The sequence below is a fragment of the Brevibacillus sp. NRRL NRS-603 genome, assembly GCF_003013445.1.
GTDB lineage: Bacteria > Bacillota > Bacilli > Brevibacillales > Brevibacillaceae > Brevibacillus > Brevibacillus formosus.
This window is the reverse complement of record NZ_PXZN01000012.1, coordinates 767,402-794,377: the sequence shown is the minus strand read 5'-3', so window position 1 is coordinate 794,377 and position 26,976 is coordinate 767,402. Positions and strand designations below refer to the sequence as shown.

The 26,976-nt window shown below is 43.2% G+C and carries 31 protein-coding genes and 3 pseudogenes; 16 read left to right on the top strand and 18 right to left on the bottom strand.

Translation table 11 applies throughout. The features are described from left to right. Nucleotides 1-35 precede the first annotated feature (35 nt). Nucleotides 36-1,268: a multidrug effflux MFS transporter gene (locus C7R94_RS10810; protein WP_106780865.1), complete on the bottom strand. Its 1,233-nt coding sequence runs from the start codon at nucleotides 1,266-1,268 to the stop codon at nucleotides 36-38. Between the two features lie 47 nt (nucleotides 1,269-1,315). Further along, nucleotides 1,316-1,783, bottom strand: coding sequence for a MarR family winged helix-turn-helix transcriptional regulator (locus C7R94_RS10805; protein WP_174769370.1), 468 nt, complete (start codon nucleotides 1,781-1,783; stop codon nucleotides 1,316-1,318). Nucleotides 1,784-1,984: 201 nt separating this feature from the next. On the opposite strand from C7R94_RS10805, the gene infC reads away from it, so the two are divergent. Together infC and C7R94_RS10795 are read left to right on the top strand one after the other, a co-directional pair. Further along, the gene (infC, locus tag C7R94_RS10800) at nucleotides 1,985-2,470 is read left to right on the top strand and encodes a translation initiation factor IF-3 (RefSeq protein ID WP_106780863.1); all 486 of its coding nucleotides are present in this window, start codon (nucleotides 1,985-1,987) and stop codon (nucleotides 2,468-2,470) included. Between the two features lie 21 nt (nucleotides 2,471-2,491). Further along, on the top strand, nucleotides 2,492-3,244 hold the full coding sequence (locus tag C7R94_RS10795) for a DUF4184 family protein (protein ID WP_106780861.1): 753 nt from the start codon (nucleotides 2,492-2,494) through the stop codon (nucleotides 3,242-3,244). A gap of 59 nt (nucleotides 3,245-3,303) precedes the next feature. On the opposite strand, the gene C7R94_RS10790 is transcribed toward C7R94_RS10795, so the two are convergent. Next, a complete protein-coding gene (locus C7R94_RS10790; RefSeq protein ID WP_106780858.1) occupies nucleotides 3,304-4,254 on the bottom strand; it encodes an AAA family ATPase in 951 nt (316 codons plus the stop codon). A gap of 326 nt (nucleotides 4,255-4,580) precedes the next feature. Beyond that, nucleotides 4,581-4,952, bottom strand: a complete 372-nt coding sequence (locus C7R94_RS10785) for a hypothetical protein (protein WP_106780856.1) — start codon at nucleotides 4,950-4,952, stop codon at nucleotides 4,581-4,583. 183 nt (nucleotides 4,953-5,135) lie between these two features. Between C7R94_RS10785 and C7R94_RS10780 the strand changes: the two genes are divergently transcribed. The 6 genes from C7R94_RS10780 (at nucleotide 5,136) to glnA (ending at nucleotide 11,435) form a co-directional block, all read left to right on the top strand. Further along, the gene (locus C7R94_RS10780) at nucleotides 5,136-5,579 is read left to right on the top strand and encodes a hypothetical protein (protein ID WP_106780854.1); all 444 of its coding nucleotides are present in this window, start codon (nucleotides 5,136-5,138) and stop codon (nucleotides 5,577-5,579) included. 326 nt (nucleotides 5,580-5,905) lie between these two features. Beyond that, complete coding sequence (locus tag C7R94_RS10775; protein ID WP_106780852.1) at nucleotides 5,906-6,823, top strand: RNA ligase family protein; 918 nt, start codon at nucleotides 5,906-5,908, stop codon at nucleotides 6,821-6,823. An 85-nt stretch (nucleotides 6,824-6,908) separates the two neighbouring features. Further along, the gene (gene hflX / locus C7R94_RS10770; protein WP_106781280.1) at nucleotides 6,909-8,201 is read left to right on the top strand and encodes a GTPase HflX; all 1,293 of its coding nucleotides are present in this window, start codon (nucleotides 6,909-6,911) and stop codon (nucleotides 8,199-8,201) included. A 7-nt stretch (nucleotides 8,202-8,208) separates the two neighbouring features. After that, on the top strand, nucleotides 8,209-9,486 hold the full coding sequence (locus C7R94_RS10765) for a methionine gamma-lyase family protein (RefSeq protein ID WP_106780850.1): 1,278 nt from the start codon (nucleotides 8,209-8,211) through the stop codon (nucleotides 9,484-9,486). Between the two features lie 168 nt (nucleotides 9,487-9,654). Next, the gene (locus C7R94_RS10760) at nucleotides 9,655-10,065 is read left to right on the top strand and encodes a MerR family transcriptional regulator (protein WP_015891641.1); all 411 of its coding nucleotides are present in this window, start codon (nucleotides 9,655-9,657) and stop codon (nucleotides 10,063-10,065) included. A gap of 35 nt (nucleotides 10,066-10,100) precedes the next feature. Next, nucleotides 10,101-11,435 (top strand): type I glutamate--ammonia ligase, encoded by a 1,335-nt coding sequence (glnA, locus tag C7R94_RS10755; RefSeq protein WP_047067708.1) that lies wholly within the window; start codon nucleotides 10,101-10,103, stop codon nucleotides 11,433-11,435. A 118-nt stretch (nucleotides 11,436-11,553) separates the two neighbouring features. Here the strand turns inward: glnA and C7R94_RS30900 are convergent. Next, nucleotides 11,554-11,850: pseudogene (locus C7R94_RS30900) on the bottom strand (tyrosine-type recombinase/integrase); the annotation flags it as partial. Nucleotides 11,851-12,036: 186 nt separating this feature from the next. On the opposite strand from C7R94_RS30900, the gene C7R94_RS10745 reads away from it, so the two are divergent. Both C7R94_RS10745 and C7R94_RS10740 read left to right on the top strand, forming a co-directional pair. Beyond that, on the top strand, nucleotides 12,037-12,231 hold the full coding sequence (locus tag C7R94_RS10745; RefSeq protein ID WP_106780846.1) for a hypothetical protein: 195 nt from the start codon (nucleotides 12,037-12,039) through the stop codon (nucleotides 12,229-12,231). Nucleotides 12,232-12,805: 574 nt separating this feature from the next. Next, nucleotides 12,806-13,342: an adenine nucleotide alpha hydrolase family protein gene (locus C7R94_RS10740; RefSeq protein WP_106780844.1), complete on the top strand. Its 537-nt coding sequence runs from the start codon at nucleotides 12,806-12,808 to the stop codon at nucleotides 13,340-13,342. 164 nt (nucleotides 13,343-13,506) lie between these two features. Here the strand turns inward: C7R94_RS10740 and C7R94_RS10735 are convergent, their stop codons facing one another. The 3 genes from C7R94_RS10735 to C7R94_RS10725 all read right to left on the bottom strand — a co-directional run bounded on the left by C7R94_RS10735 (nucleotide 13,507) and on the right by C7R94_RS10725 (nucleotide 14,786). After that, nucleotides 13,507-13,767 carry a CPCC family cysteine-rich protein gene (locus C7R94_RS10735; protein WP_106780842.1) on the bottom strand — a complete coding sequence of 87 codons (261 nt, stop codon included), beginning with the start codon at nucleotides 13,765-13,767 and terminating at the stop codon, nucleotides 13,507-13,509. Between the two features lie 138 nt (nucleotides 13,768-13,905). Next, nucleotides 13,906-14,175 (bottom strand): DUF1871 family protein, encoded by a 270-nt coding sequence (locus C7R94_RS30980; RefSeq protein ID WP_369834994.1) that lies wholly within the window; start codon nucleotides 14,173-14,175, stop codon nucleotides 13,906-13,908. A gap of 287 nt (nucleotides 14,176-14,462) precedes the next feature. Further along, entirely contained in the window at nucleotides 14,463-14,786 is a 324-nt protein-coding gene (locus C7R94_RS10725; RefSeq protein ID WP_106780837.1) for a hypothetical protein, read from the bottom strand. A gap of 92 nt (nucleotides 14,787-14,878) precedes the next feature. Between C7R94_RS10725 and C7R94_RS10720 the strand changes: the two are divergent. After that, nucleotides 14,879-15,704: pseudogene (locus tag C7R94_RS10720) on the top strand (DNA adenine methylase). Nucleotides 15,705-15,782: 78 nt separating this feature from the next. On the opposite strand, the gene C7R94_RS29880 reads toward C7R94_RS10720, so the two are convergent. Together C7R94_RS29880 and C7R94_RS10710 are read right to left on the bottom strand one after the other, a co-directional pair. After that, nucleotides 15,783-15,986, bottom strand: a complete 204-nt coding sequence (locus C7R94_RS29880; RefSeq protein WP_146142793.1) for a hypothetical protein — start codon at nucleotides 15,984-15,986, stop codon at nucleotides 15,783-15,785. Nucleotides 15,987-16,502: 516 nt separating this feature from the next. After that, complete coding sequence (locus C7R94_RS10710; protein WP_106780832.1) at nucleotides 16,503-16,976, bottom strand: hypothetical protein; 474 nt, start codon at nucleotides 16,974-16,976, stop codon at nucleotides 16,503-16,505. Nucleotides 16,977-17,096: 120 nt separating this feature from the next. Between C7R94_RS10710 and C7R94_RS10705 the strand changes: the two are divergent. Next, nucleotides 17,097-17,926, top strand: a pseudogene (locus C7R94_RS10705) (DNA adenine methylase). Between the two features lie 26 nt (nucleotides 17,927-17,952). Here the strand turns inward: C7R94_RS10705 and C7R94_RS10700 are convergent. Next, on the bottom strand, nucleotides 17,953-18,177 hold the full coding sequence (locus C7R94_RS10700; RefSeq protein ID WP_106780830.1) for a DUF7660 family protein: 225 nt from the start codon (nucleotides 18,175-18,177) through the stop codon (nucleotides 17,953-17,955). A gap of 190 nt (nucleotides 18,178-18,367) precedes the next feature. Between C7R94_RS10700 and C7R94_RS10695 the strand changes: the two genes are divergently transcribed. Beyond that, entirely contained in the window at nucleotides 18,368-18,568 is a 201-nt protein-coding gene (locus tag C7R94_RS10695) for a hypothetical protein (protein ID WP_106780828.1), read from the top strand. Then, a complete protein-coding gene (locus tag C7R94_RS10690; RefSeq protein ID WP_106780825.1) occupies nucleotides 18,565-18,798 on the top strand; it encodes a hypothetical protein in 234 nt (77 codons plus the stop codon). Before C7R94_RS10695 ends, C7R94_RS10690 begins: the two co-directional genes overlap by 4 nt. 86 nt (nucleotides 18,799-18,884) lie before the next feature. Here the strand turns inward: C7R94_RS10690 and C7R94_RS30825 are convergent, their stop codons facing one another. Further along, nucleotides 18,885-19,016 carry a hypothetical protein gene (locus C7R94_RS30825; RefSeq protein WP_255576682.1) on the bottom strand — a complete coding sequence of 44 codons (132 nt, stop codon included), beginning with the start codon at nucleotides 19,014-19,016 and terminating at the stop codon, nucleotides 18,885-18,887. Nucleotides 19,017-19,688: 672 nt separating this feature from the next. Here C7R94_RS30825 and C7R94_RS10685 point away from each other — a divergent pair. Then, on the top strand, nucleotides 19,689-20,372 hold the full coding sequence (locus tag C7R94_RS10685; RefSeq protein WP_106780822.1) for an SOS response-associated peptidase: 684 nt from the start codon (nucleotides 19,689-19,691) through the stop codon (nucleotides 20,370-20,372). Between the two features lie 99 nt (nucleotides 20,373-20,471). Here C7R94_RS10685 and C7R94_RS10680 read toward each other — a convergent pair whose 3' ends face one another. From C7R94_RS10680 to C7R94_RS10665, 4 genes are all read right to left on the bottom strand, one after another. Next, entirely contained in the window at nucleotides 20,472-20,846 is a 375-nt protein-coding gene (locus C7R94_RS10680) for a hypothetical protein (RefSeq protein ID WP_233220520.1), read from the bottom strand. Nucleotides 20,847-20,989: 143 nt separating this feature from the next. Next, on the bottom strand, nucleotides 20,990-21,619 hold the full coding sequence (locus tag C7R94_RS10675; RefSeq protein WP_106780817.1) for a hypothetical protein: 630 nt from the start codon (nucleotides 21,617-21,619) through the stop codon (nucleotides 20,990-20,992). 584 nt (nucleotides 21,620-22,203) lie between these two features. Further along, nucleotides 22,204-23,028: a DUF6492 family protein gene (locus tag C7R94_RS10670; RefSeq protein WP_106780815.1), complete on the bottom strand. Its 825-nt coding sequence runs from the start codon at nucleotides 23,026-23,028 to the stop codon at nucleotides 22,204-22,206. Nucleotides 23,029-23,771: 743 nt separating this feature from the next. Next, entirely contained in the window at nucleotides 23,772-24,317 is a 546-nt protein-coding gene (locus C7R94_RS10665; RefSeq protein ID WP_106780812.1) for a GNAT family N-acetyltransferase, read from the bottom strand. 453 nt (nucleotides 24,318-24,770) lie between these two features. Between C7R94_RS10665 and C7R94_RS10660 the strand changes: the two genes are divergently transcribed. Further along, entirely contained in the window at nucleotides 24,771-25,082 is a 312-nt protein-coding gene (locus tag C7R94_RS10660) for a WGxxGxxG family protein (RefSeq protein WP_106781277.1), read from the top strand. Nucleotides 25,083-25,453: 371 nt separating this feature from the next. Here the strand turns inward: C7R94_RS10660 and C7R94_RS10655 are convergent, their stop codons facing one another. Together C7R94_RS10655 and C7R94_RS10650 are read right to left on the bottom strand one after the other, a co-directional pair. Beyond that, a complete protein-coding gene (locus C7R94_RS10655; protein WP_106780810.1) occupies nucleotides 25,454-25,660 on the bottom strand; it encodes a hypothetical protein in 207 nt (68 codons plus the stop codon). A 388-nt stretch (nucleotides 25,661-26,048) separates the two neighbouring features. Beyond that, nucleotides 26,049-26,864: a hypothetical protein gene (locus C7R94_RS10650; protein WP_158264667.1), complete on the bottom strand. Its 816-nt coding sequence runs from the start codon at nucleotides 26,862-26,864 to the stop codon at nucleotides 26,049-26,051. Nucleotides 26,865-26,976: the final 112 nt, after the last annotated feature.

The window sequence follows — 26,976 nt, the reverse complement described above, 5'->3', positions numbered from 1 at the left end:
ATACATAGAACGTATGTTTGCAAGTGGAGAATTGATCAGGACGCTGAAGAACTCTGACGAACCATGACTACGTAGCAGACAATGGCGCCGATTGTAGATAGCGCAATGATGATTCCCATTGGTACTGCGGTATGTTCGCCGCTGATTCCCACAAGTGGGGCGACTATTCCACCGCTAATAAAGGAAAGTAGCCCCTGTAGAGCAGATGCGCTTCCTGCCGCCTTGCTCTGATTTTGCATGGCGAGGGAAAAGCCTGTTGCGCCGACAATCCCTACACTAGATACAACAAAGAAAAGGGGTACGAGCACAGCAATAAGGCCAGCTTGAAGGAGAATCATTGCCAGAAGAAGGATTCCACCGACTCCCGCAATAGTAATCCCAGCAATGAACAAGGAAGTTTCTTTCACTTTCCCGGCAAGCTTCCCTGTGATTTGACTCGCAATAATAATGCCCACACCATTAATCGCGAAAATCAGACTAAAGGTTTGTGGAGACACTTCAAATATTTTTTGAAACACAAAGGGTGAACCGGCGATGTAGGCAAACATAGCAGCAGTCACCAGTCCCTGCGCCATGGCGTAACCCATGAAAACGCGATCCTTCAGCAAAGTACCAAAGGTCGCCAGAGTATTGCCGATTCCCGCCTTAGAGCGGCGCTCTTGTGGCAAGGTTTCTGGAAGAGCAAGCACCACGACGAGGAACATGATAGCGCCAATCAGCCCCAGTACGACAAACACGCCGTGCCAGGTAGTGAATTCCAGAATTTGTCCCCCTACGATAGGTGCCGCAATCGGAGCGATCCCGTTAATGAGCATCAAGAGGGCGAAAAACTTCGTCAACTCTGTCCCCGCGTACAAATCGCGAACCGTAGCGCGGGCAATAACGATACCAGCCGAACCAGCAAGACCTTGTACGAAGCGAAGCAAGACGAACGTATAAATAGAGGGTGCTACCGCACACAAAAAGGAAGAGACCGCATACAAAATGAGTCCGATAATCAACGGAATTCTTCGACCGCGTACGTCGCTGATCGGCCCCGCGAACAATTGACCAAGGGACAGGCCGAGCATGCATGCTGTCAAACTGAGTTGAGTCATGGAGGTGCTCGTTTGCAAATCATCGGCAAGCATTGGAAGGGCAGGTAAATACATATCTAAGGATAGCGGGCCAAAGGCAGAAAGTGACCCTAGAATCGCAGCCATCCACAATCGGCGTGATTTATTACCGGTAAGGGATGTGGAATCAAGTTCTTTTGCTAGTTTATTCACGGCAAGTTGTCAAACCTTTCTCATTATTTTTCCAGAAAAGAAGCTTTTTACAATGCAGAAGTGGACTGCGTATTTTGCGAGTAAAAAGCTTGGAGGTTGCTGTGCATGCGATCGAGTAAGCCCCGCAAAACATCTTTTTCTTCTTCTGAGAATCCGATGAAGCAGTTTTCTTCAATGACGCGTAATACTTCTTTGACGTGCTTGGTAGCCATCCGACCTTTGTCGGTAAGATAAACGCGAGAGATACGTTGGTCCCGTTCATCTGCTCTGCGCTCAACAAGTCCCGATTTTGCCATCCGATTAATCATGACGGTAAGCGTAGCGGGCTTTACCCCGATTTTTCGGGCCAATTCTCTTTGAATCATTCCATCTTTTTCTGTCAAGCGCATCAAGAGAATGGGCTGACCAGGATAGACGTCGTATTTTTGAATCAGAAATTCTACATTTTGCCGATGCATTTTCATCACATGAGATGCAGAATGTGTTAATGCGGTTGCATAACTGAACTCCACCAAAGTACCCCCAATTAATTAGTCTGCTAATGAATATTTTGTTAAAGACGCCCGTAAGCTTAACACCTTGTCCTATTATACAAAAACGATTAGTGTTCGTCATGAAAATGATTTGCAGTTACGAGCTTTGGGAGGATACGCTGCATCCTTTGGAGAAGTAATTATGTCCTTGAAAATCGAAAGAACAGGTTAGGTGAGATCAAGATGATCCTGAATGAAAAAATAAAAGCGGCTGTCGTGGAATTAACAGGAGTAAATGGGGAAGATCTCGGAATCATCCCCACAAAAGAAGCGTTACAAATGGCAAAAGAACAGGGAGTGGATTTAGTGTGTCTGTCTTTGGAATCGAGTCCGCCACCTTGTCAGTTAGTGAATCGGACGAATTATAAGGAACAGGTTATCAAGGAAAACGCCAAAAACCGAAAAGCAGAAAAAGGCGTTAAAGTAAAAGAAATTCGTCTAAGTGCATTCATTGAAGACCATGATTACGATACGAAAAAAAGACAGGCAGAACGAATTCTTTCATCTGGGGATGCCGTGCAGTTGACCGTAAAACTGGAGAAAAAGGAAAGTCAGGAAGCTAAGCGATTAATTCAGCAGCTCATCAAAGATCTGACTCATTGCGGAAAACAGGATAAAGGAATTCAAGTAAGCGGTAAGCAGGTAGTTGCCAATCTATTGCCGCTCTAATCAAGAAAAGGGAGTAAGCAAATGCCTTTCACTTTTTCTCACCCGGCTATTGTACTGCCGTTACGCAAATGCAAGTGGTTTTCGTTCTCTGCCCTCGTTTTTGGCAGTATGGCACCAGATTTTGAGTATTTCTTCCGGATGCAGCCATACAGTTTGTATAGTCACACGATGCTCGGATTGTTGCTGGTTGATTTGCCCATCGCGATCCTATTAGCGTTTTTGTACCAGTACGTGGTCAAGAAGCCGATGCTTGCGCGTTTGCCAGAGTGGGTAGGACGAGGTCTGAACTACAAAAACAATGGTAGTAAAATATCTGCGTTGCGTGCGGCCATTGTTTTTGTGTATTCTGCGTTAATAGGTAGTTTGAGTCATATCGCATGGGACGCCTTCACTCATGACGGTGGTCGTATGGTTGACCGCTTCTTGTTCCTGCAACAATCCATTTCGATCGGTCATTATCAAGTACCCGTTTACAAGCTGTTGCAGCACGGCAGTACCCTTTTCGGCGGCTTAGCCATATTGTATGTCATTGCACGAAGTGCGCAAAAAAACAGACAGATCGTCATGAGACAAGTACCTGTCTTGGAAAAATGGTTGTTTTGGTTCGGAGTGGGGTTGTTTGGTATCGTGACGGTCTTTTTACACGCATTCCTCGTTAAAGGAATATCACCCCTCGTCCATCCTTTGCAGCAAGTCGTCCCGTTTCTGTCGGGATCACTGCTTGGAATCGTGGTGCTCTGCTTCACTTTGGACAGGCTAAGATTGAAAAAATAGGGCAGGTTTACCTCGGTAATAATATACAGAATCCCTCGATATGAGGGATTTTATTGTGTCTAAATGGAAAAATCCTCAGACTTCAAATTCATTAAATCATCACGGGTTGGGTCAGGAATTTTGAGCAATCTAACGGCTTGCACACGTATTGCCTTTTCAATATTATTTCGTACATATCTTGCATTACTGAAATTTACATGAAACGGATCATTCGTTACTGTTAGCAGTCTTCTTCTCAGCTTTTCACTAGCTTCTGGAGATATTTTATACTCCTTGTTCTTTGCCATTACATTTGCAATTTCCATCAACTCATCTACCTCATAATCAGCAAAGTTGATGTGGACAGGAAAACGAGAAGGCAGTCCCGGATTTAACTCAAGGAATGTATCCATTTCATCATTGTACCCGGCAATTATACAGACGAAATCATTGCCAAAATCCTCAAGGCATTTTGTAAGGCAATCTACAGCCTCTTTTCCAAAATCTTTTTCACCTCCACGAGCTAATGAGTAGGCCTCATCGATAAACAGTATTCCTCCCATGGCTTTCTTAACAAGATCACGGGTTTTTTGTGCCGTGTGCCCAATAAATTCACCAACGAGGTCTGCACGTTCAACTTCAGTTAGATGGCCCTTCGTTAAAACACCCATTTCCTTAAAAATCTTTCCGAAAAGGCGTGCGATTGTTGTTTTCCCGGTACCGGGATTTCCTTTAAAAACCATATGGAAAACCTGCTTCTCAATTTTAAGCCCGTGCCGTTCCCTTGCTTTATTCATTTTGATGAGCGCATAAATTTCATAAATCGTTTTCTTGGCTTCATGTAAACCAATCAGGCTTTCTAATTCTTCAAAAACAGTTGTTAAATTGGAACTCGACGTGGTACGAACTATTTCAGGTAAAGTATTTAGCTGCTTAACACTTACTGGCCGATTGAATACAACTTGAATTCGATTATTACTACTTGAAGATTCGAGCACCTCAGTTTGAGGAATGGGTCCTGCTTGCTTCACATGCTTCACCTGCCTTGACCATCATACAGAAAGTATACTCAGGAACATCGGAAAACCTGCCAATTTTTACGCAAGAGATGGAAGTGGACAAGTCATTACTTGATTGTTGGTGAATGTCAAGGTTATCACGAGGGGAGATCTACTTAGCTGACCTTTCTACAGCTGTAGGCAGTGAACAGGGATGGAAGGAGACCTGTGCTAGTTATTCAGTATATTGAAATAGGGGACAATAGTTATTGATGCGGCAATTACTTCGCAAATTTCAAAAGCAAAATAAAAGCCGCTCTATTTGAGCGGCTATCCTGTTTAATTTCCCAAGAGTAATATCAGTATTTAATATATGCGGTACCAGTAGATGTAGTCCAAGCACTTCCACTTACTTGTAAAAGATAATGACCTTTAGGCAAATCAACAATTGTACCTCCACCATAAGCATTGGCGGTCATATACGCTACTTCTTTGCCATCTCCTATAGTTATAATAGCAACTCTAACGTCACCTCCATCTTTGTTAGTCCATCCGTATTCAACAGATCGATCAGTATCCAGATAAATTTGTTCAGTCGATGTAAGGTTCGAGCCAAAGAAGTAGAAATTCCAATTCACCGTTTTCTCTGCAGCTGATGCTACTGGTGCTATTACAAGAACGAACATGAGCATAAGGCTGAAAATTGAACCTTTGTTAAACAATTTGTTCATAATTAAATCCCCCTCTTAAATTTTTGGAAATATTGTAGAACTGTAAATATTATACAATAAACCTAATAAAATGCAATTTGATCGACCGGTTAAATATATTTTATCCATATTTTGACAATTAAAATTTAATAGCGTAAACTAGCTTATGTAATATTTGAAAAAAATTCAAAATGAGGTGTAACTATGCCAAAAATCTGCAAGGTTGTATTAGCAAGTACACTCGCACTTACTGGAATTGTTGGACTGTTCTCGGTTAACATTTCCAAGGCAAATGCTGCTGATTCTCAAGTGGAGGTTGCTAATATAACTTCTCAACAAACTTATGCAGATGCGAAAAAAGGGCAGTCAGCCAAAAGTAGTAATATTAACGGTGCTGGGCAATATGGACGTATCAATCTTACTATAGAAAACAATGTAACTTCCGCTTCTGCCCGTGTCATGAAAGTGGTTAGCTGGGGATTTGATCAAGAAGTCGCTTCGGTTAGTATAAATTACGAGGATTCTTATAATGGTATTAGAAGCGCAACAAAAGATGTTTGGTTAGAATCAGGTACGCTCTATTACATCGAGCTAAGTGTCTCTAAAGACCAAAATGCAAGTGCTGGACTGAGTAATTACACTTGGTAGTTTCGATTGACTACTCTTAGCGTGTGTAGGAATGATAATATACCGATTAGTTTGGTAAATAATGAAGCAAATATTATTCTCCAAATTAATGGACAAATGGGAGAAAGAAAAGAAGTTAACTCCTACAATTTCCAGTAAATAAATCTTCAGAAATTGGTCCGGGTGCAAGCAATGAGGCTAATGAAAGTGAGTTAGATTAACGACCATTACTCCGAGAGCGAAGAGTGATGGTCGTTCTGTGTTCTGTAAGGTTTCCCATTCGGAATTCCATAATATGATATAATCTTCCAAAATAAAGGACTTCACCGAACATGCGGAGGATTAAGATGGAACAAAAGAAATATACGGACGTCGTACGTCTCGGACATCAAACGACAGAAGGCGTATTCAAGGAAGGAGATCACATTATCATTCAAGAAAAGCTTGACGGGGCGAATGCAAGCTTTCGATACGATGAAGAAACAAACAGCATCCGGGCATTCTCTCGAAATATGGAATTGCATGAGGAAGAGAATCTGCATGGCTTTTTTCAATGGACACAACAGCTCCCGAAAGAGGAAATCGTGGCGGGCATGGTTTATTTCGGAGAGTGGTTGAATCCGCATAAAATTAAATATCCTCATTATGAAAAGCAATTCTTTTTATTTGATATGTACGACACTGCTGCCTGCGAATATGTAGATTTTGCTATCGTGGAAAGGGAAGCGCAGCGACTTGGCTTGCATCTCGTACCGGTCTTTTATCAGGGGGAATACCAAGGGGAAGAGCATCTCGGATCGTTTGTCGGTAAAACAGCGCTAGGTGGCAAGCTACGGGATGAAGAAATCGGTGAGGGCATCGTCGTGAAAAATGCCGATTACCGGGATCGTTTTGGAAGGCAGATATATGTCAAAATCGTCACGGAGGTATTTAGTGAAGTCAAACGTCAAAAGCCACCGAAAGATCCGAATCAGCCGAAGCCGGGAGAAGTGTTGTTTGTAGAGCAGTATGTGACACTCGCGCGCGTGGAGAAGTTTCTCTACAAATTGATTGATGAAGGTGTACTGGAAGAGACCTTTGCTGTAAAAGACATGGGGGTTATCCTGAAAAATTTGAATCTCCGCATTCATGAAGATCTCCTCAAGGAAGAGTTGGATGCCTTGCCTGATGGATATGATGAGAAGGAGCTGCGCAAAGCGATTAGCAAAGTGATTCCGCTTTTTGTAAAGGAGATATTCTCAGAGAAAGCGGCAGGTAACCAATGACTTAAGTTGATTTCAGGTGGCGTGCCCCGCTGCCGTAACGTTTTGGGCAAAATGTGGTATGATAGTCATGAAGGGGCGTGAATCGGTGAACGATCTGATCAAAACGCAAGAAACGGCCATACTGGTTGGTTGCTATTTAGATAACCGGGATGAAGAAAGAACCCGTCTTTCCATGGAAGAATTGCATGAGCTGGCCGATACTGCTGGTGTAGAAGTACTCGACGTCATCACGCAAAATCGGGACCGGGTTGATTCTGCCTGGTATTTGGGGACAGGAAAAATTGATGAAATCGCGCAGAGAGCTGAAGAGCTGGATGTGGACGTCATCATTTTCAACGATGAGTTGTCTCCGAGTCAGACTCGTAATTTGGATAAAGTTTTTGATTGCAAAGTGATTGACCGTACGCAGCTCATTTTGGATATTTTCGCAGGGCGTGCACAGTCGCGTGAAGGGAAAATCCAGGTAGAGCTGGCGCAGTACAATTACTTGCTGCCGCGGCTTGCGGGGCAAGGGAAACAGCTGTCTCGTCTCGGAGGCGGTATCGGTACACGTGGTCCAGGTGAAACCAAGCTGGAAAGCGACCGTCGTCATATCCGCAAGCGGATCAGTGAACTCAAGCAGCAATTAGAGGATACTGTTCGGACGAGACAATTGCATCGGGAGCGTCGGAAGAAAAACAATGTATTCCAGATTGCGTTGGTTGGCTATACGAACGCTGGGAAGTCGACGATCCTCAACAAGCTTACGAATGCAAACACGCTGCAGGAAGACAAACTGTTTGCCACTTTGGATCCGACGACCAGGCAATTGGAGCTGCCGAACGGACTGGATGTGCTATTGACAGATACAGTTGGTTTTATTCAAGATTTGCCAACGAGTCTGGTCGCTGCATTCCGTTCGACGCTAGAGGGTGTAAAGGAAGCAGACCTCATCCTGCATGTAGTGGATAGTCATCATCCTGATTTCCAAGTACACATGGAAGTCGTAGACAAGATTTTGCGCGAGCTAAAAGCAGAAGAAATTCCGCAGTTAGTCGTTTTCAACAAGGCAGATATGCTAACAGAAGGTTCTTATTTGCCACGTGCAGACGAATCGATTTTGATTTCTGCCATGCGGGAAGATGACCTGAAGCAACTGCTCACCCGGATTGAGTCATTTGCCCTGCAATCATTTAATGAAATGAAGCTGCGCGTTCCTGTCGAGCGGGGAGACATTCTTTCCCTATTGCATCGGGATGGGGTGGAGATGGAACAAGAATTTAATGAAGAGGAAGCGGCCTACTTGATCACCGTCCGTGTGAACAAGGAAAATCCGATATACGGCAGGATTGCTCCTTTCCTCCTGGATAAACCAGAGACTGTTGAAGAGAGTTGGTAAGTAACAGATGTTTTCATATTTTTCCCATGGAGAAAAGCTTTGTCCTCTTGTGATGGAGGTGGAAGCGACGATCTCAGAGAGACATCGTCAAATTTCCGCTTTGGTGGATACGAATCAATTGAAAGTACTGCGTTCCTTCCAAAAGCACGAGGTTAATGAATTTCATTTTTCAACATCCACAGGCTATGGATACGATGATTCTGGACGTGCAACGTTAGAATCGATTTATGCCGAAGTGTTTGGCGGAGAAGCGGCTTTGGTGCGCAATCATATCATCTCCGGTACACATGCGATTGCGATTTCTTTATTTGGAATCCTTCGTCCAGGAGATGATCTGCTTTATATTACGGGTAAACCGTATGATACACTTGAAGAGGTAGTAGGTGTGCGTGGTGAAGGGCAAGGCTCGCTCAAGGATTACGGCATCGGTTATAGCTACGTGCCTTTGACGGCAGAAGGTGAAATTGATTTTGTGGCAGTCGCACAAGCGATTACCCCCAAGACGAAGGTCATTGGGATTCAACGTTCGCGAGGCTATGCAGATCGACCTTCTTTCACCATTGCGAAAATCAAAGAAATGATTCGGGTTGTAAAAGAAATCAAGCCTGATCTGATCGTATTTGTAGACAACTGTTACGGAGAATTTACCGAGGAGCAAGAGCCATTGCATGTAGGTGCGGATATCATGGCAGGTTCTCTCATCAAAAACCCGGGCGGCGGCTTGGTCAAAACAGGCGGTTATATAGTGGGACGCGAGGATTTGGTTCAGCTTGCTTCGTATCGGATGGCAGCACCGGGAATTGGCGCAGAGGGTGGTGCATCGCTCTACTCGCTTCTGGAGATGTACCAAGGCTTCTTCTTGGCTCCTCACGTCGTAGGAGAAGCTTTAAAGGGAGCGGTATTCTCTTCGGCAATGCTGGAGCGTTTGGGTTTCAAAACCAATCCACTGTGGAATGAGCCGCGAACCGACTTGATTCAATCCGTGGAATTCGGCAGTGCGGAACGACTGATCACGTTTTGCCAAGGGATACAGAAAGCAGCACCAGTCGATTCACACGTCACTCCGTATCCAAGCGAAATGCCTGGATACGCTGACCCTGTGATTATGGCAGCCGGTACGTTTATTCAAGGGGCGAGCATTGAATTCTCGGCAGATGGTCCGATTCGTCCACCGTACTTGGGCTTCGTTCAAGGTGGGTTGACGTACTCGCACGTAAAAGTAGGGATTTTGACGGCGTTGAACGGGATGCTGGAAAAAGGCTTACTCGAAATACCGGGTGAATAGGATAAAAGCGCAAGGAATGGACGACATTCTCTGGATGATGGAGGGTGTCGTTTTTTATGTGAAAAAACTGCACATAACTTTCTGTGTAATATTATCTAACATCTATTGACAGGAATTTTGTTATAAAATAGAATAAGACTAAGAAATACGAAACAGGAGGGACAAGTCATGAGTGATGACCTTCGCCGGAATATGGCCCTCTTTCCCATTGGGATCGTCATGAAGCTGACGGATCTCACTGCGAGGCAAATCCGTTATTACGAACAAAACGATCTAATTCAGCCTGCCCGCACAGAAGGGAAGCAGAGGCTCTTTTCTTTCAACGACGTAGATCGCTTGTTGGAGATTAAGGCTCTGATTGAAAAAGGACTGAATATTGCAGGGATCAAGCAAGTCCTGCAAATGCAAGAGCCTGCTATGGAACAAACAGAGATTACCACGACGTCCGAAGAGAAACGCAAGGACATGTCCGACAAAGAGCTGCATCAGCTCCTAAGGCAACAGATTATGTATCGCGATGCCACTCGCCATGGCGAGGGTGCATTGATACGTGGAGAGCTTTCCCGCTTCTTCCACTAGATAGAAAGCCGATTTAGAGACAGGAGGAGAGAAATGTGAGCAAGTTTACAAGAGAAGACATCATGCGCATGGCCAAAGAAGAGGACGTAAGGTATATTCGACTGCAGTTTACCGACCTGATGGGGATCATTAAAAACGTAGAAATCCCGCTGTCCCAGCTGCCAAAAGCACTCGATGGCAAAATGATGTTTGATGGTTCTTCCATCGAAGGCTTCGTTCGCATCGAGGAATCCGACATGTACCTGGTACCTGATCTGGATACATGGGTAGTATTCCCGTGGGGCAATGAATTTGGTAAAATTGCACGTCTGATCTGTGATATCCACATGCCAGATGGCTCTCCATTCGAAGGAGACCCGCGCTACATCCTGAAGCGTGCCTTGAAAGAAGCCGAAGAAATGGGCTTCACAGCTTTCAACGTAGGTCCAGAGCCTGAGTTTTTCCTGTTCAAGCTGGACGCAAAGGGTGAGCCTACGCTGGATCTGAACGACCAAGGCGGATACTTCGACTTTGCTCCACTCGACTCCGGTGAGAACTGCCGCCGTGATATCGTATTGACGCTGGAAAAAATGGGTTTTGAAGTGGAAGCATCTCACCACGAGGTAGCTCCTGGTCAACACGAAATCGACTTCAAGTATGCAAATGCACTCCAAGCAGCTGACCAAATTTTGACGTTCAAATTGGTTGTTAAAACCATCGCGCAAAAGCATGGTCTGCATGCGACCTTCATGCCAAAACCGCTGTACGGTGTAGCTGGTTCTGGTATGCACGCGAACCAATCGCTGTTCCGTGGTAAAGAAAATGCTTTCTATGACGAGTCCGATGTAATGGGACTGAGCCAAACAGCGAAGCATTACCTGGCAGGTATTTTGCAGCATGCGCGCAGCTTTACTGCGATCACGAACCCGCTCGTAAACTCCTACAAGCGTTTGGTTCCTGGTTACGAGGCTCCTTGCTACGTAGCTTGGTCTGCGAAAAACCGCTCTCCATTGATCCGTATCCCTGCTTCCAGAGGCTTGAGCACGCGTATTGAAGTACGTAGCCCAGACCCTGCAACGAACCCATACTTGGCGTTGGCAGTTATGCTGAAAGCGGGCTTGGACGGAATCAAAAACAAGCTTACACCACCACCTGCTATCGATCGCAATATCTACGTGATGACCGAGCAAGACCGCGAAGCAAACGGAATCGAGAACTTGCCTGCTACTTTGAAGGAAGCAATCGAGTGCCTGAAAGCAGATCCAGTGATTTGCGAAGCATTGGGCGAGCATGCATTGGTACACTTTATTGAAGCGAAAGAAATTGAGTGGGATATGTTTAGAACACGCGTTCACGATTGGGAGCGCGAGCAATACATGACTGCTTATTAATAAGCGAAACCCCTTGTGCCTGTAGGTGCGAGGGGTTTTTTCTATTTGGTGGGCAAATTTGATTTTTTAAGAGGTTTAACATTTTTGCCCACGATTTGCCCACTGTTTTTTCTGAGTACACACTTTCCATGTAGCTTTCAAACTTGTCCATGTTGTCTAATTCAATTTTCTTTGAGATGTGTGCATATACATCCGAGGTGATCTGGATGCTACCGTGGCCTAAACGTTCTTGGATGTATTTCATATCAGTTCCAGTTTCTAATAACAGCACTGCGTGAGTGTGTCTGAGAGAGTGAATAGGGATAGAGGGGATGTTCAATCGTTTAAGTGTACGTGAGAAAGCGTTAAAGAGAGATGATTTAGGGACGAAATTACCATCGTCTCTAGGTAGAACAAGATTCAGATCGTAGTCGTAACAAAGTGATGCTAAAGGCGTGGCTGTTGAGACTGGGGAGTATGTAACAAGAGAAGTCGATAGTATTTTGCAGGAGCTTGAGAAAAGTCATTTGAAAGATGAATTGTTGCTTACTAAGAATTTTGTCCTAGAAAGAGCATTATTGTTATTTAGAATGTAGGTATCACGTTAAAGGAGGTTTAGTTCATGAAGAAAAAGCTTATCTTCATCCCGAGTCTTGCATTATTAATCGGTTTATTCTCAGCAAACGATCTATCTCTTGCCGGGCCACCAGATGGCTGGGGGATAGCTCCAATCGGTGAAACAAAAGTGATTCAGCCAGGAGTTTTCGAACCCCAAAAGTGGGTAGTTTCTCCACTTGGCGGTCCCCCTGACGGTTAGTAAATCTAAACCAGCAATGCAAAGTGACTTACAAATTATAGAGAAAAGGTTGTTGCACTTTACAGAAAAAAGAATTTGACTGGTATAAAATAACGGTAGGCACATAAGCCTATCGTTATTTTTTATAAGACTGGAAACAGCTGCAAAATATACAAGATGTTCAAACAAGAAATAAGAACTTACGTTTGATTCAAGGAAGAGAAGTGCGTGATCACTGTTAAGTCAACAAAATGGACTCCATAACTGGTAGGGATGTTACATAATCTATTGAAAGAGGACCATAGTGAAGCTCTCCAAAATATCGAGGACATTGTTTCGCAAGAAAATCTAGATAAAAGAAAGAACGACCGATCTCCCCGTTGAGATTGGCCGTTTTTATTTCTAGGCATTTAATATTCCGATTACACGATCTAGGCTTTCGTCGTTGTCATCCATTTCCATCAGCATATGAACAGCCTTTTTATTCTTTTCGTTTACATCTGGTCATTGAGAATTTTTTCGAAAGCATTTGCAACTTCTACCTGTCCGGCCAACTTCAAAAATAGTAAACATCGTAGAGGACGTCTGGGGCTACTTGGCAGAGAAAAAGACACCTTGGGGCGACGTGGAGGAAATCAGCCAGATATACAAGGACGCTACAGGAGAGTGTGGGCTGTCAAATCGGAAGGCAGGTAAGGGAGAGACTGCAGAGGCATGTGGGGCGCGTTTTGGCTGTGTGATTTGCCCAGTGGTGACGATTGACAAGAGCACGATGGAAACAGCCAAGAAAAAGCCGTGGTTTGAGCCATACGTTGAGCTGCGCGAGCTAATTATTTCAATGTACAAAGACCCGCGCAACCGGGCAGGTCGAATGAGAAATGGTAAGGTCCTCTGCTATGGGGAAGTAACGTTCACAGTTAAAGCACGCATGCAGCTTTTCGAAGCAGTCATGGAATCTCAGCGGATGAATGAACGAATTTCACGGATGTATGGAGATGATCGGAACTGGCAGAAGCGATGCAGCAGCAGTGGATGTATGACCTACAGGAAAAGACCTTGGCTGGAAGATGCAACAGGGCTCGGATTGTTCTATGAGGAACGCATCAAAGGCAAGAACGACAAATGGTTTTAGTTGACCTGGAATCACTATACGAAGGCGCTTAACGTGAGAAGAGGTGAAACGATGGGGAGAAAATGGTTAGCCACTTTCGGAGCATATAAATTCGAGATTATTGAGAATGAGACGGATGGTACTTATGAAGTGGAAATAACCCATTGGTCAGTTAAACATAATGCTCAATATATAAAATTACTCAGTCCAAAGGTCTTTTCATCAGCAGATGTGGGGGTTCTAACATATTGACGGCCATCATCATCACAGGCTCCAAGAAGGATGAAATTTTTCTGGGCCTCTCTTAGAGACATTCTATTAGCGCCACGGTCGGAGGCCGGGTTCATAAATTGATAATAGTCATCTTCCCAAAAACAGATAGGGCAGATGTCGAATTCTCCTTCGAAATCGAGTGTTTTATAGCCACAGCAGGGGCAAAAGTGTATTTGTTCACAGTCATGAGCTCACCATCCAAAAGTGAAGAGTGATTCAATGATACCTTGATATTTAAAATTTAACAAATTGTGTATTCAGAGAATGGAGGGAAAAGGTAGATACAGCACTCAAAAGACAGTCGTTAATTGTTAATCGCTATTGATTGTAACTAGAATGCGAGTGACATTCAGACATTCAGCGAACGGACGATTATAAATTTCGTCATCGAAGTATTCGATGAAAATGCTTTCTACAGTTTTGGCCAACTCTTCAGGGGTGCTGTAGTTAGATTGAAGAAGTTTAATTATCTCATTTATTTCAAATCGGTAATGATCGTGTTCGGGATCTATACCAACTAACCCAATCGGGTCCCATCGATCAATAATGTTTTTTACTTTAGCATAAATCAATAGTTTCACCTCAAAATTTGTCAGTCAAAATACATTAGCATAAATAAGGACCGACTTTAACTTATTCGTTATTGAATTAAATGAATCAGTTGCCTCCAATGGCAACGCCCCATTCATTGTGATCCAATAGCTCGAAAATGATGTCCTTATCCTTTTTTGGCATTCCACTAGTTTCTTTTACAATCCGAATTATATTTTGACTTTGATTGGGATACATCATTTTTCACCACCTTACTGTGATTATAGCAGGAATGGGGAAACAGCTTAACACAACGGTAATTTTGAATAGAAAAAAGCTAATTTAAGACTTCCCAACTTAGAACGTCATCAATGCACTCTCCATTGAATGAAATCAGATAGTGATATACAGCTACCTCAGTGCCATTGTGATGGATACTGGCATAAGACTGAACGTATTCATCTTCAAAAAGATAGTTGATGGTAAGTGATATCTTTTTCACACTGACTTCTAAAGAGGCAGGATCAATTCCATCAAAGGCGTTTAAAAATGAATCACGGTTATCAGTTTTCCAATTGTTAATGTAATTCCAAAATCCATCGATTGTTTGTTCAATGACTCGGTGAGTTTTAATAAACTGCTTCAATTCTTCAGTGTTCATAAGCCCTCCAGGACGGGATTTTATGATTGGTATTTTAGCAAAAGATCCAAATTTTGCAAAACACACGATTTGTTAAATGGGGGGAGAGAACGGTGAAAGTACCAAGGATTTTGCACTACCCTGGTAGCAAATGGAGCTTGGCTGGCTGGATCATAGAACATATGCCAGAGCACGAAACATACCTGGAACCATTCTTCGGATCCGGTGCTGGACTCTTCAACAAGGCTCAATCAAAACTTGAAACGATTAACGATCTCGACGGAGATGTGACCAACCTGTTTGAGGTGATACGGGAACGTCCCGAAGAATTGGCACATTTAGTGCGATGGACTCCATACTCCAGAGAAGAATATTACCTGTCCTATGAACCTACAGAAAATAAACTAGCACGGGCGCGGCGCTTCTTGATTAGGACATGGCAGGCTATAGGAGCTAAGACAAGTGACCGGACCGGATGGAGAAGTAATGTTCAGATCTATAAGGCCCCGCACAAAATATGGCCGAAGCAGTGGTCGGAGCTGCCTGACGAAATTCTTGAAGTATCTAGCAGACTAAAGGACGTCCAAATTGAAAATCAGCCAGCATTGAAGGTAATGGAGCGATACCGCTATCCGGAAGTATTCATCTACGCGGATCCTCCCTATATTTTATCGACCAGAAGTAAAACTGATGTATCGGCACGAAATGACCAACGAGGACCACATTGAATTACTTGACTCATTGGACTTGCATCCAGGACCGGTAATGCTATCAGGTTACGCTCACGCGCTTTACGATGACCGTCTCAAGCATTGGAGACGTGAAGAAGTTCGGGGATATGCGGACCGGGGCAAGTCGAGAACCGAGGTTGTTTGGATTAACCCGGTTGCAGCTGAACAGGTCGGACAGCAAACATTCTTCACGCTGCTGGGCATTTAACAAAATGTGTATTAAGTACTTCGAAAAACTACCGAAGAAAAAATCCCCTTCTATAAGGAGGGGGTGATTTTACAGCCTTTAATTTTCCTCTGGTTCAAGGGGTGGAATGGTAGGAGGATCAACCGGGGGTTGTGGCACAGGTGTAGGCGGATTGGGATCGAGAATAGGCGGTTCCCAAGGCGGGGGAGTAGGTTGAGGAACTTCACCGGGTGGCGGGATAACTGGATCTGGTAAGTCACAATTAGGCGGACATGGTTTCGGATCATTATTCGGTGGCGTCAAAAAGAAAAACCTCCTTTATTTTTTATCATCTAGAGATTGAAAGGAAATTATACAAAGTAGTTACTTTTTTAGAACTTTCTTCTTATAAAAGACATAGGCAGCCATTAAAAGAGGGAATGTTACGCATCCGTACCAGAACAAGGTTTCATACGAGTTTGTAGACTCATAGGCTATTGAAAACCCTGAACCTGAATTCTCAGTTAATTCCTTTTGCATAATTTGAAAAATTTCTTGGTACATTTGATTCTGTTCATACAAGTCCCATGTAAAGTAGGCCCAAAAGAAAAGAAAGTGTATGACAAATGAAAACCTAAAGGCTTTGAGTAAAGTAATCAAAAAATCACCCGCGATTTCAGTTTTTTAAAATTGTATCACTAAAGCAAAAAAATGGAAGTGTTTAACAAAACGGTAATTGTGGAAAGGAGGCAAGACGGTGTACTAAACATTTCATGCTTCGGTAATGTTCTCTATAAGTAAAAAAGAGCCGCAGCTTACACGGCTCCAATAATTATTTTCTTATGGACCACCTACACCTGTATCTGAAGCCCAGACAGGATACCAACCTTTATTCAAGTCCGTTGTGTTATACAAAACTAAATTTCCATCGTCTTGCATAATCAGAAGGTCGCCACGGAGGTTTGTACCCGCTGGATGTCTACTACTACTCCATGCAGCGTTATCTGAATACCAAAGCGGATCACCATTCGCACGGAGTAAAACGAGTTTTCCGCTATAAAAGTCAAGCTTGAGAGAATGTCCAACACCGTTGGTATTCACGCTCCATAAGATGGTATCTGATCTGGTCTTCTCTATCCTAAGCACTCTATAAACAGAAAAACTCAATTGATATTTACTGTTCATTGACGTTAGCCAAGCACCATGTTCAAGTGCTTGACCAGCCCTAATACGGTCCCCAGAAGCAAATGTTGCAGAAGTGAAATGGAGTTGGATCATGAAAACTGCAAATAACAGCAAAGCAATTTTTTTCATAATAACCTCCTATTGGATTCGTCTTCCGAATTATACTAAATTTTACCATACATCCAATAAAAAATGGGCAATTTTCAAAAAGTAATCAAATCACACGATTTGATAATGGGGGAGAGAGCGGTGAAAGTACCAAGGATTTTGCACTACCCTGGCAGCAAATGGAGCTTGGCCGACTGGATAATCGAGCATATGCCAGAACATACCACATATTTGGAACCATACTTCGGATCCGGAGCAGTATTTTTCAACAAAGAATCATCCGCACTTGAAACGATTAATGACCTTGACGGAGATGTGGTAAATCTGTTCAAAGTTATCCGTGATCACCCAGAGGATTTAGCAAATAAGGTTAAATGGACCCCCTATAGTCGGGAAGAATACTACAACTCCTACAACGTAAAGGGAGAGGGGGACGAGCTTGAAAGGGCAAGGATGTTTTTGGTTCGGTGCTGGATGGCGAGGGGTGGAAAAACATCTGACAGAACCGGATGGAAGCATAACATCGACGTATCAAAAGCACCCAACAACAGGATGCCTGATCAATGGAGTAAAGTACCTGATCGGATATTGACGGTAACGGATAGATTGAAAAGGGTGCAAATAGAACAACAGCCAGCTCTACAATTGATTGAACGATATAAAAATCAAGCGTTTTGATTTATGCGGATCCACCGTATTTGTTATCAACAAGGAGCAAACGTCTGTACAAAAATGAGATGACGGATGCTGACCATATTGAATTGCTCGACGCATTAGACGAACATCCGGGACCCGTGATACTAAGTGGTTACGATAATGATTTATACAACCTTCGACTAAAGCATTGGCGTAGGGAAGAAAAGAAAGCTTTGGCGGAAATGGGCCGCATCAGAACAGAAGTTATCTGGATCAATCCAGTAGCAGCTGATCAAGTGGGGCAGCAAACAATCTTCTCGCTGCCTGGCATATAGCGGCCGGGTACAAATTAGCTCTTACATTATTCGTAGTATTTGGATGCCTCTAAGATTTTAGCGAAAGCTTCCCAAGAAGGGGCGTCTGGTGCTAAGTGGGTTCCCAGCCAAGCTGCCATCGATTCGAGATAATGACTTAGTGAGACATATTCCCAATCTGGATTGTTTTCTAACTCAGCGAGCGATCTTTGAATAAAATCGATTAGGTCCTGCTTTGTATATGTTTGTCCATCTTTTTGACCAACCTCCATACTAGGTCCTCCTCAAATTGTAACGATGGTTCATTGTTATATAAAAACAGGGTTTGATGGGAAGTAGATGCAATTTCAATTAACAAAATGTGTAGCGAATGAAATCAGCCAATCTTATCGATAATCAGCACGCTCTCAACATTGAAATATAGTAAGGTTAAAATTCCATTCGCGAGAAGCAGTCATTACCTTGCCAGCAGAAACGCCCGAGCAAGCGTTGGAAGGTGCGAAGAAATACTTCCCGGAGCGAAAGCATGGTCAACTGTCCGTTAGCTTAGAAGATAACGAGTGTCGCGAACTGCTTCGAAAAAACGGATACCCAGAGCACGTTCTGGATCAGTTCAGCGAAGAGGACTGCGAGGGCGAATGCGAGGCGGTGGGGATTGTATGACAAGGCCGACCATGAACATCCTGGGCATAACCTGCAATGAAGTGTTCAGAGTAAAGTGGTTCGAAGTTCGGATTGAAGGGATCGGCAATGTAGAGATCATGCTCGACACTATAAAGGGCTTCGGTGTAACCAAAACTTTGAACGGGACCAAGAAGCTGAGAGCCTGGCTGCAAACGGAAGAAGGAAAGGCTTTTGTGCTCGGGAAAAGTGGTAGCTTAATAAAACAGTAATTGAGGAAAATGGCTCAATTCCTACTTAAGATAAAACAATAACCCACTGTCGCCATTGAGTTTATATTTTAAGTACTTATAATTTTTTAGCAATAGCCGTTGTCGTAAAAAGTTGGGCATCCACCAGTACAACCATACTCAGAAAATGGAAAGCCATCTTGTACTTGATTTACGAATTTAACCTGTACATCTAAATCAAATAAATCTTGTTTTTGCATTGTTAGCTCCTCCTAATAATATTTGTGTGCTGGCTAGTCACGGGTATACGGCGGACAACCTGCTAATTGGATCGGTTGTTGCTATATCCACTCTTGCACAATACCAGCAAGTTACAGCAATCAAACCATATAGGGCTGCATTAGCTGGAGCGGATTACGTGGAACATCGACATCAATCTGAAGGACGGCGCGTGGCGTGAAATACCCCACTTCTCTACCGAATGGGAAGGCATGGGCGTGTTGGTGGAGGAAGCGAATAAACAAGAAATGTATCTTGCGAGCGAAAAGAAAACAAGGAAAATTCGTAAGGCCGGACCTACTTCGAGTATTACGATCGTTCTTTTGCGAAAAATGCCTAGAGCGTGTGGAGAAGAAAAGTAAAATCAGCCGGTTACTTAACTAATGATTACTTGTGATAAATCAAGTGAAGGTATGTGGAAGGAAGAGGGATTTGGAAAGTAAGTGATTTAGAGGAGCTGCATGTACAACGTTTTTTAGCAGCCCTCTAAATCCTACAGCTAATCTAACATTTCTTTAATAAGCCAAAGGATGCGTACTTAAGGAAATGCGGTATTTCACATTGGGGTCCACTCTCATTGCATCTTGGGAAGAAACATGTATTTTAATTTTTTCGCCAGCGGGCAAATATACATACCAGGATGAGGTGATAGTATGTGCGGACGCTTTACGCTAGTGACCAACCTTGAGTTGTGGAATGCAAGGTTTCAAATCGAGGTTATACCTTTCGATATGCAGCCACGATATAATATCGCACCTGGTCAATTAATCCCTGCTATTATCTCTGATCAAGGAAAGCGCCGACTCGGACAGTTAAAATGGGGATTAGTTCCCTCGTGGGCACAGGATGAAAAGAGCGGGTATAAGATGATTAATGCGCGAGCTGAGACGCTCACTGAAAAGCCAGCCTTTCGCCGGTTGTTTGAAAGGAAACGATGCATTGTACCAGCAGATGGATTTTATGAATGGGAGCAGCGTGAATCAGGGAAACAACCGATGCGGATCATGATGAAGACAGGAGAACCGTTTGCTTTTGCTGGCCTATTTGATACCTGGATGAGTCCAGAAGGTAATAAACTCCACACCTGTACAATCATCACTACGAAACCAAACGTAGTGGTCAAGGACATCCATAATCGCATGCCTGTGATATTGCGGCAACAGGACGAATCGACGTGGCTTGATCGCGAAAAGTTCGATGCTGATCTGTTACAATCGCTACTTGTACCATATGATCACGAACAGATGAAAGCCTACCCCGTTCCAGCAATGGTTGGCAGTCCAAAAAACGATCTGCCAGAATGCATTCAGGAAATAGATGACCCGTCTCTGTTTTGAGGAGACGGGTTTTTTACTGTGATACGTGTGCGGAATTTGCGGGTACACGAAACAAATACTTTATTTGACCACGAGGTACAATTCGTAACCAGCGATTTGCTACTTCTGATTATCTTCAGGTAGTAGCGAATATTCTAAACCCATAAAACTAGCTACAGAGAGCTCTTCTTCGTTTATGACCTGAAATCGGTAATTAGCAGGAGACAATAGCGCCTGGTTATCAGCTTCTGTCAAATTTTCTTTTAGCTTTAGCTGTTGCGAAATCGTATACCGATTCTCTTTACTGTTTAACTCAATTTGAACGAGTGAAGGAGACTCTGCAAGCAAATTTTTAATTGTCTCGTTACCTGGCATATCTGCAAACGAAAAGTAAATGGGTTTTTCAGTATGCATCATTTTTTCTCTCAAATCGTCCGAAATTAAGATTCGTAACGTGAGTTCTGCCGAATTACCGTTTTTTGTTATTTGAAGCACAGATGTTTTTAAATTCTCCCCTGTAATTTCTTCGAAATAATCGTAGACGCTTACATATGACTTCTCTTTAGGGACTGTTACTGCCTCGCTACAGCCACTAAGAAGAACTACGAACAGAAGGAGAATGATATGGAGAGGTCGGATCATAGATCTTTTGATTTTTTACTGGAATACTCTTTATACGAGTATTTGACGTTAACGTAGTTAGAATCTACTACTCTGCCTTGAAAATATTCGACTATGTTTCCAGTTGTTTTTACGGCTTTTGAGCCGTATTCAACGGTTGTAATCGTACGCTTTGGTATGACCCAACTATGGGTTGTTTCTATAACGTCTTCTTTTCCAAATGCAATTTCAGCATTAATCCCTACTTTTCCCTCTATTATCCTCCAGTTGACTTTCGACTCGGCTTCCGCACCTACTTTTCCTGTCAAAAATGTTTTTCTTGTAACCTTCCTTGAAAAGGTATCGTTTTCGTTACTATCGTTCTCAATGTCAGCTTCATAAGATTTTGATTTGTATAGGTCCTTCTTAGACATTTCATATACTTTGCCAGTCATATCATTGCCCATGGGACCGATCTTAGATGAATCATTCTTTGTAAGGGCATCTGTAAAATCATACTCTTCTGGGTTCTCATATACACGTTCAACGATTTTTAGGTTACCTATTTTAATAGTATCACCTTGAGATGATGCGAAGGCAGAACCAGCTCCAGATACTACTAAACTGCTAAGTAAGACAGTTGCGATAGAAAGCTTCTTAATATTCATTCTTTCCCCTCCAGTATATTTAACGCAATTTTCAATGTGGAATTATTATAACATATATTCCCAATAAATGTATATAATTGGGATTGCGTATGCCGGAGATCTGGACACAACCATGTCAGGAAGCAGCGAGCGTGATTCCTTTCAACTCATTAGATTAACTGCTTGGATGAAAGCGGGAGGGGTTCTCGATCCTGTTAACAAATAAGCATAATAGAGAAAACAAATACTAAATGAAGATAAGAGCCCTCCAACGTTGAAGGGCTCTATGCAGCATTATATCGGGCTTTTCTACATGTATAGCCCACCCACAAACGCACCCACAATTCACCCACAAAATCGTGAAATGATTTGATGTCATTTGAAACAACAGTAGGTGAAACAGTTGATTTTATGCGGTTTTCATGGGGTTTTAAAACCGATCGAAAGCCAAGAATATGTTCCGCACACGCGTTCACAATTGGGAGCGCGAGCAATACATGACTGCTTACTAATAAGCGAAACCCCTTGTACCTGTAGGTGCGAGGGGTTTTTTCTATATTATCTATCTCAATTTTCTTTGAGATGATGGTATGCATATCAGCTCTTCATTTTCTTACGCTCTTCTTCTTCCGGATATACCAGCCGCGTTTATGAAAGGAGATGGATCTGTATTTCTGAGCCAGTCTGACAATCCGTTTGCGAGTAAGTGATGCCGGTTTTGACGATAAGCTTTTGTTAAGCGAACTTCTTACAAGCTGATGACCGGGATAGTGAGCTTTCACGAAGTTACCGTAAGTTTCGAACTCGGAGAAGCCGGCATAGCTCTGCTTGTTGGTTTTCTTGATAATCGCCCAGTACCATCTAGTCTTATGCCTAGCCTCAATTTTAGATTTCAATCGGGAGAGCTTCAATTTGTCGAACAGCATATAGTGGGCAACGAAAGAGCGTGAAGCGGTTGGCTTGGTTCCCATTAATTTCTTATAGGTGCGAAAATACTCGGGGCGACTCCAGTTACGGCAGTAAAAAACGGTTTTCCCGTTGACGAGAAAGACATGAGGCCGGATGAGAATGGTGTCGGCATCAATCACAAGATAATATCTTTGCTTGGTCAAGTTCCCCCCGGCCAGCTTCAACAATTGTTGGAGCAGCCAGCCTGAGCGATTGGTGCGTTTGGTTTGGTAGTGAATGTCTTTTTTTGTAATCGGCAAGACGCGTTTTTCATTGATGAAGGTGCAGTTTTTACGCCGGCAAAGGGCTTGGATTCGTTTGCTGGGTGGCGATACAACCATGATCCTACCGACCGGATGCTTCACTTGCTTACGGATACTGTCAATGACATAGGGAAGAGTGCCAAGGTCTTTCTCAATAGCTGGGATCAGGACATCAATTTTGATAGAGCTGTTGAAGGTGCTTGTCGCTGAACGTGTCAACTTCTCAACTCCTTTTTGGTAAGCAGTTTCAAGCATATGTGTCTGAACAGGTTGGCCGGAGGGTCCGACTTTCCAGATAGGATATGATTTTCTTTCTTAGCGTGAATCTGACAGATATGGAAATCCTGCGAAATGTGTGTTTGTCTGCCTTCTTGAGCCATTGAGTGACTTTCCTTACTCACTTTGTCTCGTTGAAATCGTTGACCTACAACAATGGCAGCTCGATCTGACTCGGATGGTTCTGACTGGATAAAGACGTTTCTTTAAAATATACCGGAACAGATGGAGTTGGCAGAAAAACAGGAGCGCTGTGATGGCCGCTACGAAATCCGGCGAAACCAGCAAAAGGCGTTTGGAGGAGGGCAGATTGAAACGTGATAGGAATAGTCTTTGACCATGGAAGCCCTATCCAAATGCATATCGGGGATGAATTCATTCACATATTCTGTGTACAAAGAAAAATAGCCGTTCGATTAGAACGGCACTTCGGGTTCGCAGTTACGGTTTAAGTTTAAATGGAATGATATATAGTCGCTGTACCACTGTTATTAGGAGAAGAACATACAGAATATTACCACTACTGTTGCTGGCTTCTGCTCCGAATTATTCTTTTTATTAACATTTTCGTTAGTGAAGAAAAGAGATTTGAACGAAGCACACAACGCCTTTTTTACTTTATAAATAGTGTAAAACCTTAGCTTTATAGCGATGTAGCGGTGCCTCATATAGCGAATGAAATGAGCTTACACATCCAAGCTGTTGATGATGGCTAATATTTGATGATCTGTCCATTTGCCATTAATCTTGATATTTTCTTTAGCGATACCTTCTTTTTTAAACCCTACTTTTTCTAATACGCGAATAGATGCTATATTGTCAGGCATAGCTCCTGCTTCAATTCTATGTAGTTTTAATTCTCTAAAAGCAAAGTCGACAACAAGTTGAAGAGCTTCTGTTGTATAACCCTTTGCATTATATTCCTTATCTAAAGAAAATCCCGTAGTACAGCTTTGGACGTTTCCCCTAGCAATTTGAGTTAATGAGATGTCTCCGATAAGTTTATCCGTTGCTTTTAAAAAGATTCCAAAAGCATATACTTGCCCTTCATCTGTCTTTTTTAATACCTGTTCAATGCGTATTTTTTGGTGTTCTTCAGTATAAAAGGCTTCTGGGAGTAATGGGCAAACTCTTTGAAAAAATTCACGATTTCTAATGTGTAATTTAGCTAACTCGCTGGCGTCAGAAATCTTGTAAAATCGAAGATATACTTGTTGTCCTACTAGTTTCATAAAATCCCTCCAATATCGTTTTCATACATTGCTATTATTGTTCATGAAAGAAAAAATTAATGAATATTATATTCATTCCGAATTAACAAAACGTCATCTCTTTTCCACATTGTACCACCGGTTTGAGTTTTACAGAATAAGTATTTATACGGTTGTATGTTACTCGCATCACGATTTCGTTTGCATGGATCAGCAAATGCACGCGTCAAAATGCGGAACTAGACAAAGAGTGGCATGCTGCGATCACCAGTGTTTGTAAATTTCATTCTGTATGTATAGTGTCTCCTTGGATAGAACATTGATCCCACTTCAAATCCTCCTTCTTTAAAAGAGGGAGGTTTTCATTGTCTAAAAATAAAGTATGCAAACAAAAACGCGATGGTCTGAATAATTTTTCGCAGATTGATAATATTACAGGGAGTAATGGAGAATACAGTAAAGGGGTTATTCAAGTTGAAAAAGTTGAACGTAATGATGTTGGCTTTCATGTTAACGGTTACAATGAGTTTAACTGCATTCGCTGAGACTGGTGGTACCATAGGTGCCGGGAACACAGGAGGAACAAACACCCCAAATAATATGACAGGCAATACAGGTGTAGGCGTAACAGGAAATGGGGCGCCTGCTAACACAGGTATCAATAACAACATGTACAGAACCACAGCTGTAGACGCTGATTCAGACTGGGAATGGATAGGCTTGCTTGGTTTAGCTGGTCTTCTAGGTTTGAGGGGGAGAAATAGGGAACGAAATCCCCAGAAGTAACAAAATCAACAACCCGTCCCTATTTTAAGGAGACGGGTTTTCTTCATGAAATATTTAAGATTGAACGGATGAAATCATTTGATGTCATTGTAGTTTTCAAACTTGTCTGTTATCTAACGCCATTTTTTAATGTGGGGGCAGGAAGGACGATTCAACGATCATTACGCGCGGAGATTGGCCTTCACCCGAAATAACGTGGTTACACTCTGACTAAACTTGGTTAGGTAAAAGGTAAGCAACATTTGATTGTATATTACGGCCAAGGATACCTTTGAGGTATGCTGCCATGGAAAAGCTAGGTTTGTACAGAGTGATCATACTATTACCACGTATACACACGGAGTAGGCGGTTACGCCCAAAAATAGGGCGATTATCGAGCAGTTTTTTTAGCCTGCTGTTGCTTCTTGGCAGTTCGTTTAGCATCCCATTTGAATAGCAAGAAGGCAATAAGCAGATAAAATGCATTTGCAGTCCAGTAGAATCGACTTGTTATTTCAGTGAGATACATCCATCCAGTAAATGCCACATTACATACTCCAATAATGAGCATTAACCATTTGAAAAATTTAAGAATCATTGCAAATCCCCCTGCTAATTTTTGTAAGAAGTCTAGAAAAGTTTACCATAACCAAGGGGATAAGATACATTTTTGAACAGATTTATTAATGAAATTGCAATTAAGTGAAGATGTGGCACAACACACGATTTGTTAAATAGGAGGGGGGCGTCCAGCCAGTTTTATTGTGACCTTTAACGCACTGTGAGGCCGTGGGAGCCCGCGAAATTTAAACAAAAATCCCCCATGCCTCCCGTAGGTGGTTTGGGGAATTTGAGAAAATCACTATTAAATGGCACAGCCAATGTAAGCCGTAACTCTGATGAACTTCGATTCAAGCGTGGTCCCATCACCAATGCTCGCTTGGCGCCCTGTCCACCTCCAAAGCGATCCCCGTTAGAGTTACGACCTACCTGCCCACGATGTGTGTCCAGTCTGTTGCGAATCCAGGGATGGTTTTGGCAAACTGGTAGTTTCCGTTCGCATCAAGTCGGGCAGTCGCACCAAGGCCGTTCACGTGGTTGTAGAAGAGTATTCCACCGCTGGGGCTTCCGGCGATGCGGCTCCAGCCTGTTGCGAATCCTGGGGTGGAACCGACGTACTGGTAGTTTCCGTTGGCGTCGAGCAGGCCGGTCGCCCCAGCGCCGGTGATGCCGTTGTAAAAGAGTAGGCTACTTCTATTGGCGGCTACGATATTAGTCCAGCCTGTTGCGAATCCAGAGATGGAACTGACGTACTGATAGTTTCCGTTGGCATCAAGTCGGCCGGTTGCAACCAAACCAGTAGCGTAGTTGTAGAAGAGTAGGCCACCGCTGGCGGTTCCTGTGACGAGGAACCAGTTTTTTGAGAATCCGGAGAGATCACTAACGAGCCCATAGTTTCCAGCTGCGTCAATCCGTGCAGTTCTTCCAAGACCGGTCCCGGCGTTGTAAAAAAGAAGACTATCCTCGTTGGCAGACACAATGTGGGTCCAGCCTACTCCAAGTTGGATATTCCACAAGTAATACTCGAATCTTCCGTTAGCGTCAAGTCGGCCCATTGCTCCAAGGCCAGTCGGGGCGTGGTAGAATAATACGCCGCCTGTGGGGGTTACAATGACCCGCGTCCAGCCCCTTGCTAACCCAGAGATGGAATCGACGTATTGATAGTTTCCGTCGGCGTCGAGTAGGGCGGTCGCACCAAGGCCAGTGTAGCTGTTGTAAAAGAGGAGAGCGCCAGACTGCATACTAACTTCACGTACAAACAAAGTATCCGATGGGATAGGGGCAGATACACACTCATGTCCCAAAGGATTGGAATATAACCAGGGATTGTATGGTAATTCAGATGGTGTCCCA

Bases quoted from the DNA above. Each gene is read 5' to 3' on its own strand.
- infC (WP_106780863.1), top strand. From the start codon at position 1,985: ATGATCCTGAATGAAAAAATAAAAGCGGCTGTCGTGGAATTAACAGGA.
- C7R94_RS10795 (WP_106780861.1), top strand. From the start codon at position 2,492: ATGCCTTTCACTTTTTCTCACCCGGCTATTGTACTGCCGTTACGCAAA.
- C7R94_RS10785 (WP_106780856.1), bottom strand. From the start codon at position 4,952: ATGAACAAATTGTTTAACAAAGGTTCAATTTTCAGCCTTATGCTCATG.
- C7R94_RS10780 (WP_106780854.1), top strand. From the start codon at position 5,136: ATGCCAAAAATCTGCAAGGTTGTATTAGCAAGTACACTCGCACTTACT.
- C7R94_RS10775 (WP_106780852.1), top strand. From the start codon at position 5,906: ATGGAACAAAAGAAATATACGGACGTCGTACGTCTCGGACATCAAACG.
- C7R94_RS10765 (WP_106780850.1), top strand. From the start codon at position 8,209: ATGTTTTCATATTTTTCCCATGGAGAAAAGCTTTGTCCTCTTGTGATG.
- C7R94_RS10760 (WP_015891641.1), top strand. From the start codon at position 9,655: ATGAGTGATGACCTTCGCCGGAATATGGCCCTCTTTCCCATTGGGATC.
- C7R94_RS10745 (WP_106780846.1), top strand. From the start codon at position 12,037: ATGAAGAAAAAGCTTATCTTCATCCCGAGTCTTGCATTATTAATCGGT.
- C7R94_RS10725 (WP_106780837.1), bottom strand. From the start codon at position 14,786: ATGAACACTGAAGAATTGAAGCAGTTTATTAAAACTCACCGAGTCATT.
- C7R94_RS10710 (WP_106780832.1), bottom strand. From the start codon at position 16,976: ATGAAAAAAATTGCTTTGCTGTTATTTGCAGTTTTCATGATCCAACTC.
- C7R94_RS10700 (WP_106780830.1), bottom strand. From the start codon at position 18,177: ATGGAGGTTGGTCAAAAAGATGGACAAACATATACAAAGCAGGACCTA.
- C7R94_RS10690 (WP_106780825.1), top strand. From the start codon at position 18,565: ATGACAAGGCCGACCATGAACATCCTGGGCATAACCTGCAATGAAGTG.
- C7R94_RS30825 (WP_255576682.1), bottom strand. From the start codon at position 19,016: ATGCAAAAACAAGATTTATTTGATTTAGATGTACAGGTTAAATTCGTA.
- C7R94_RS10685 (WP_106780822.1), top strand. From the start codon at position 19,689: ATGTGCGGACGCTTTACGCTAGTGACCAACCTTGAGTTGTGGAATGCA.
- C7R94_RS10675 (WP_106780817.1), bottom strand. From the start codon at position 21,619: ATGAATATTAAGAAGCTTTCTATCGCAACTGTCTTACTTAGCAGTTTA.
- C7R94_RS10665 (WP_106780812.1), bottom strand. From the start codon at position 24,317: ATGAAACTAGTAGGACAACAAGTATATCTTCGATTTTACAAGATTTCT.
- C7R94_RS10655 (WP_106780810.1), bottom strand. From the start codon at position 25,660: ATGATTCTTAAATTTTTCAAATGGTTAATGCTCATTATTGGAGTATGT.
- C7R94_RS10650 (WP_158264667.1), bottom strand. From the start codon at position 26,864: ATGCAGTCTGGCGCTCTCCTCTTTTACAACAGCTACACTGGCCTTGGT.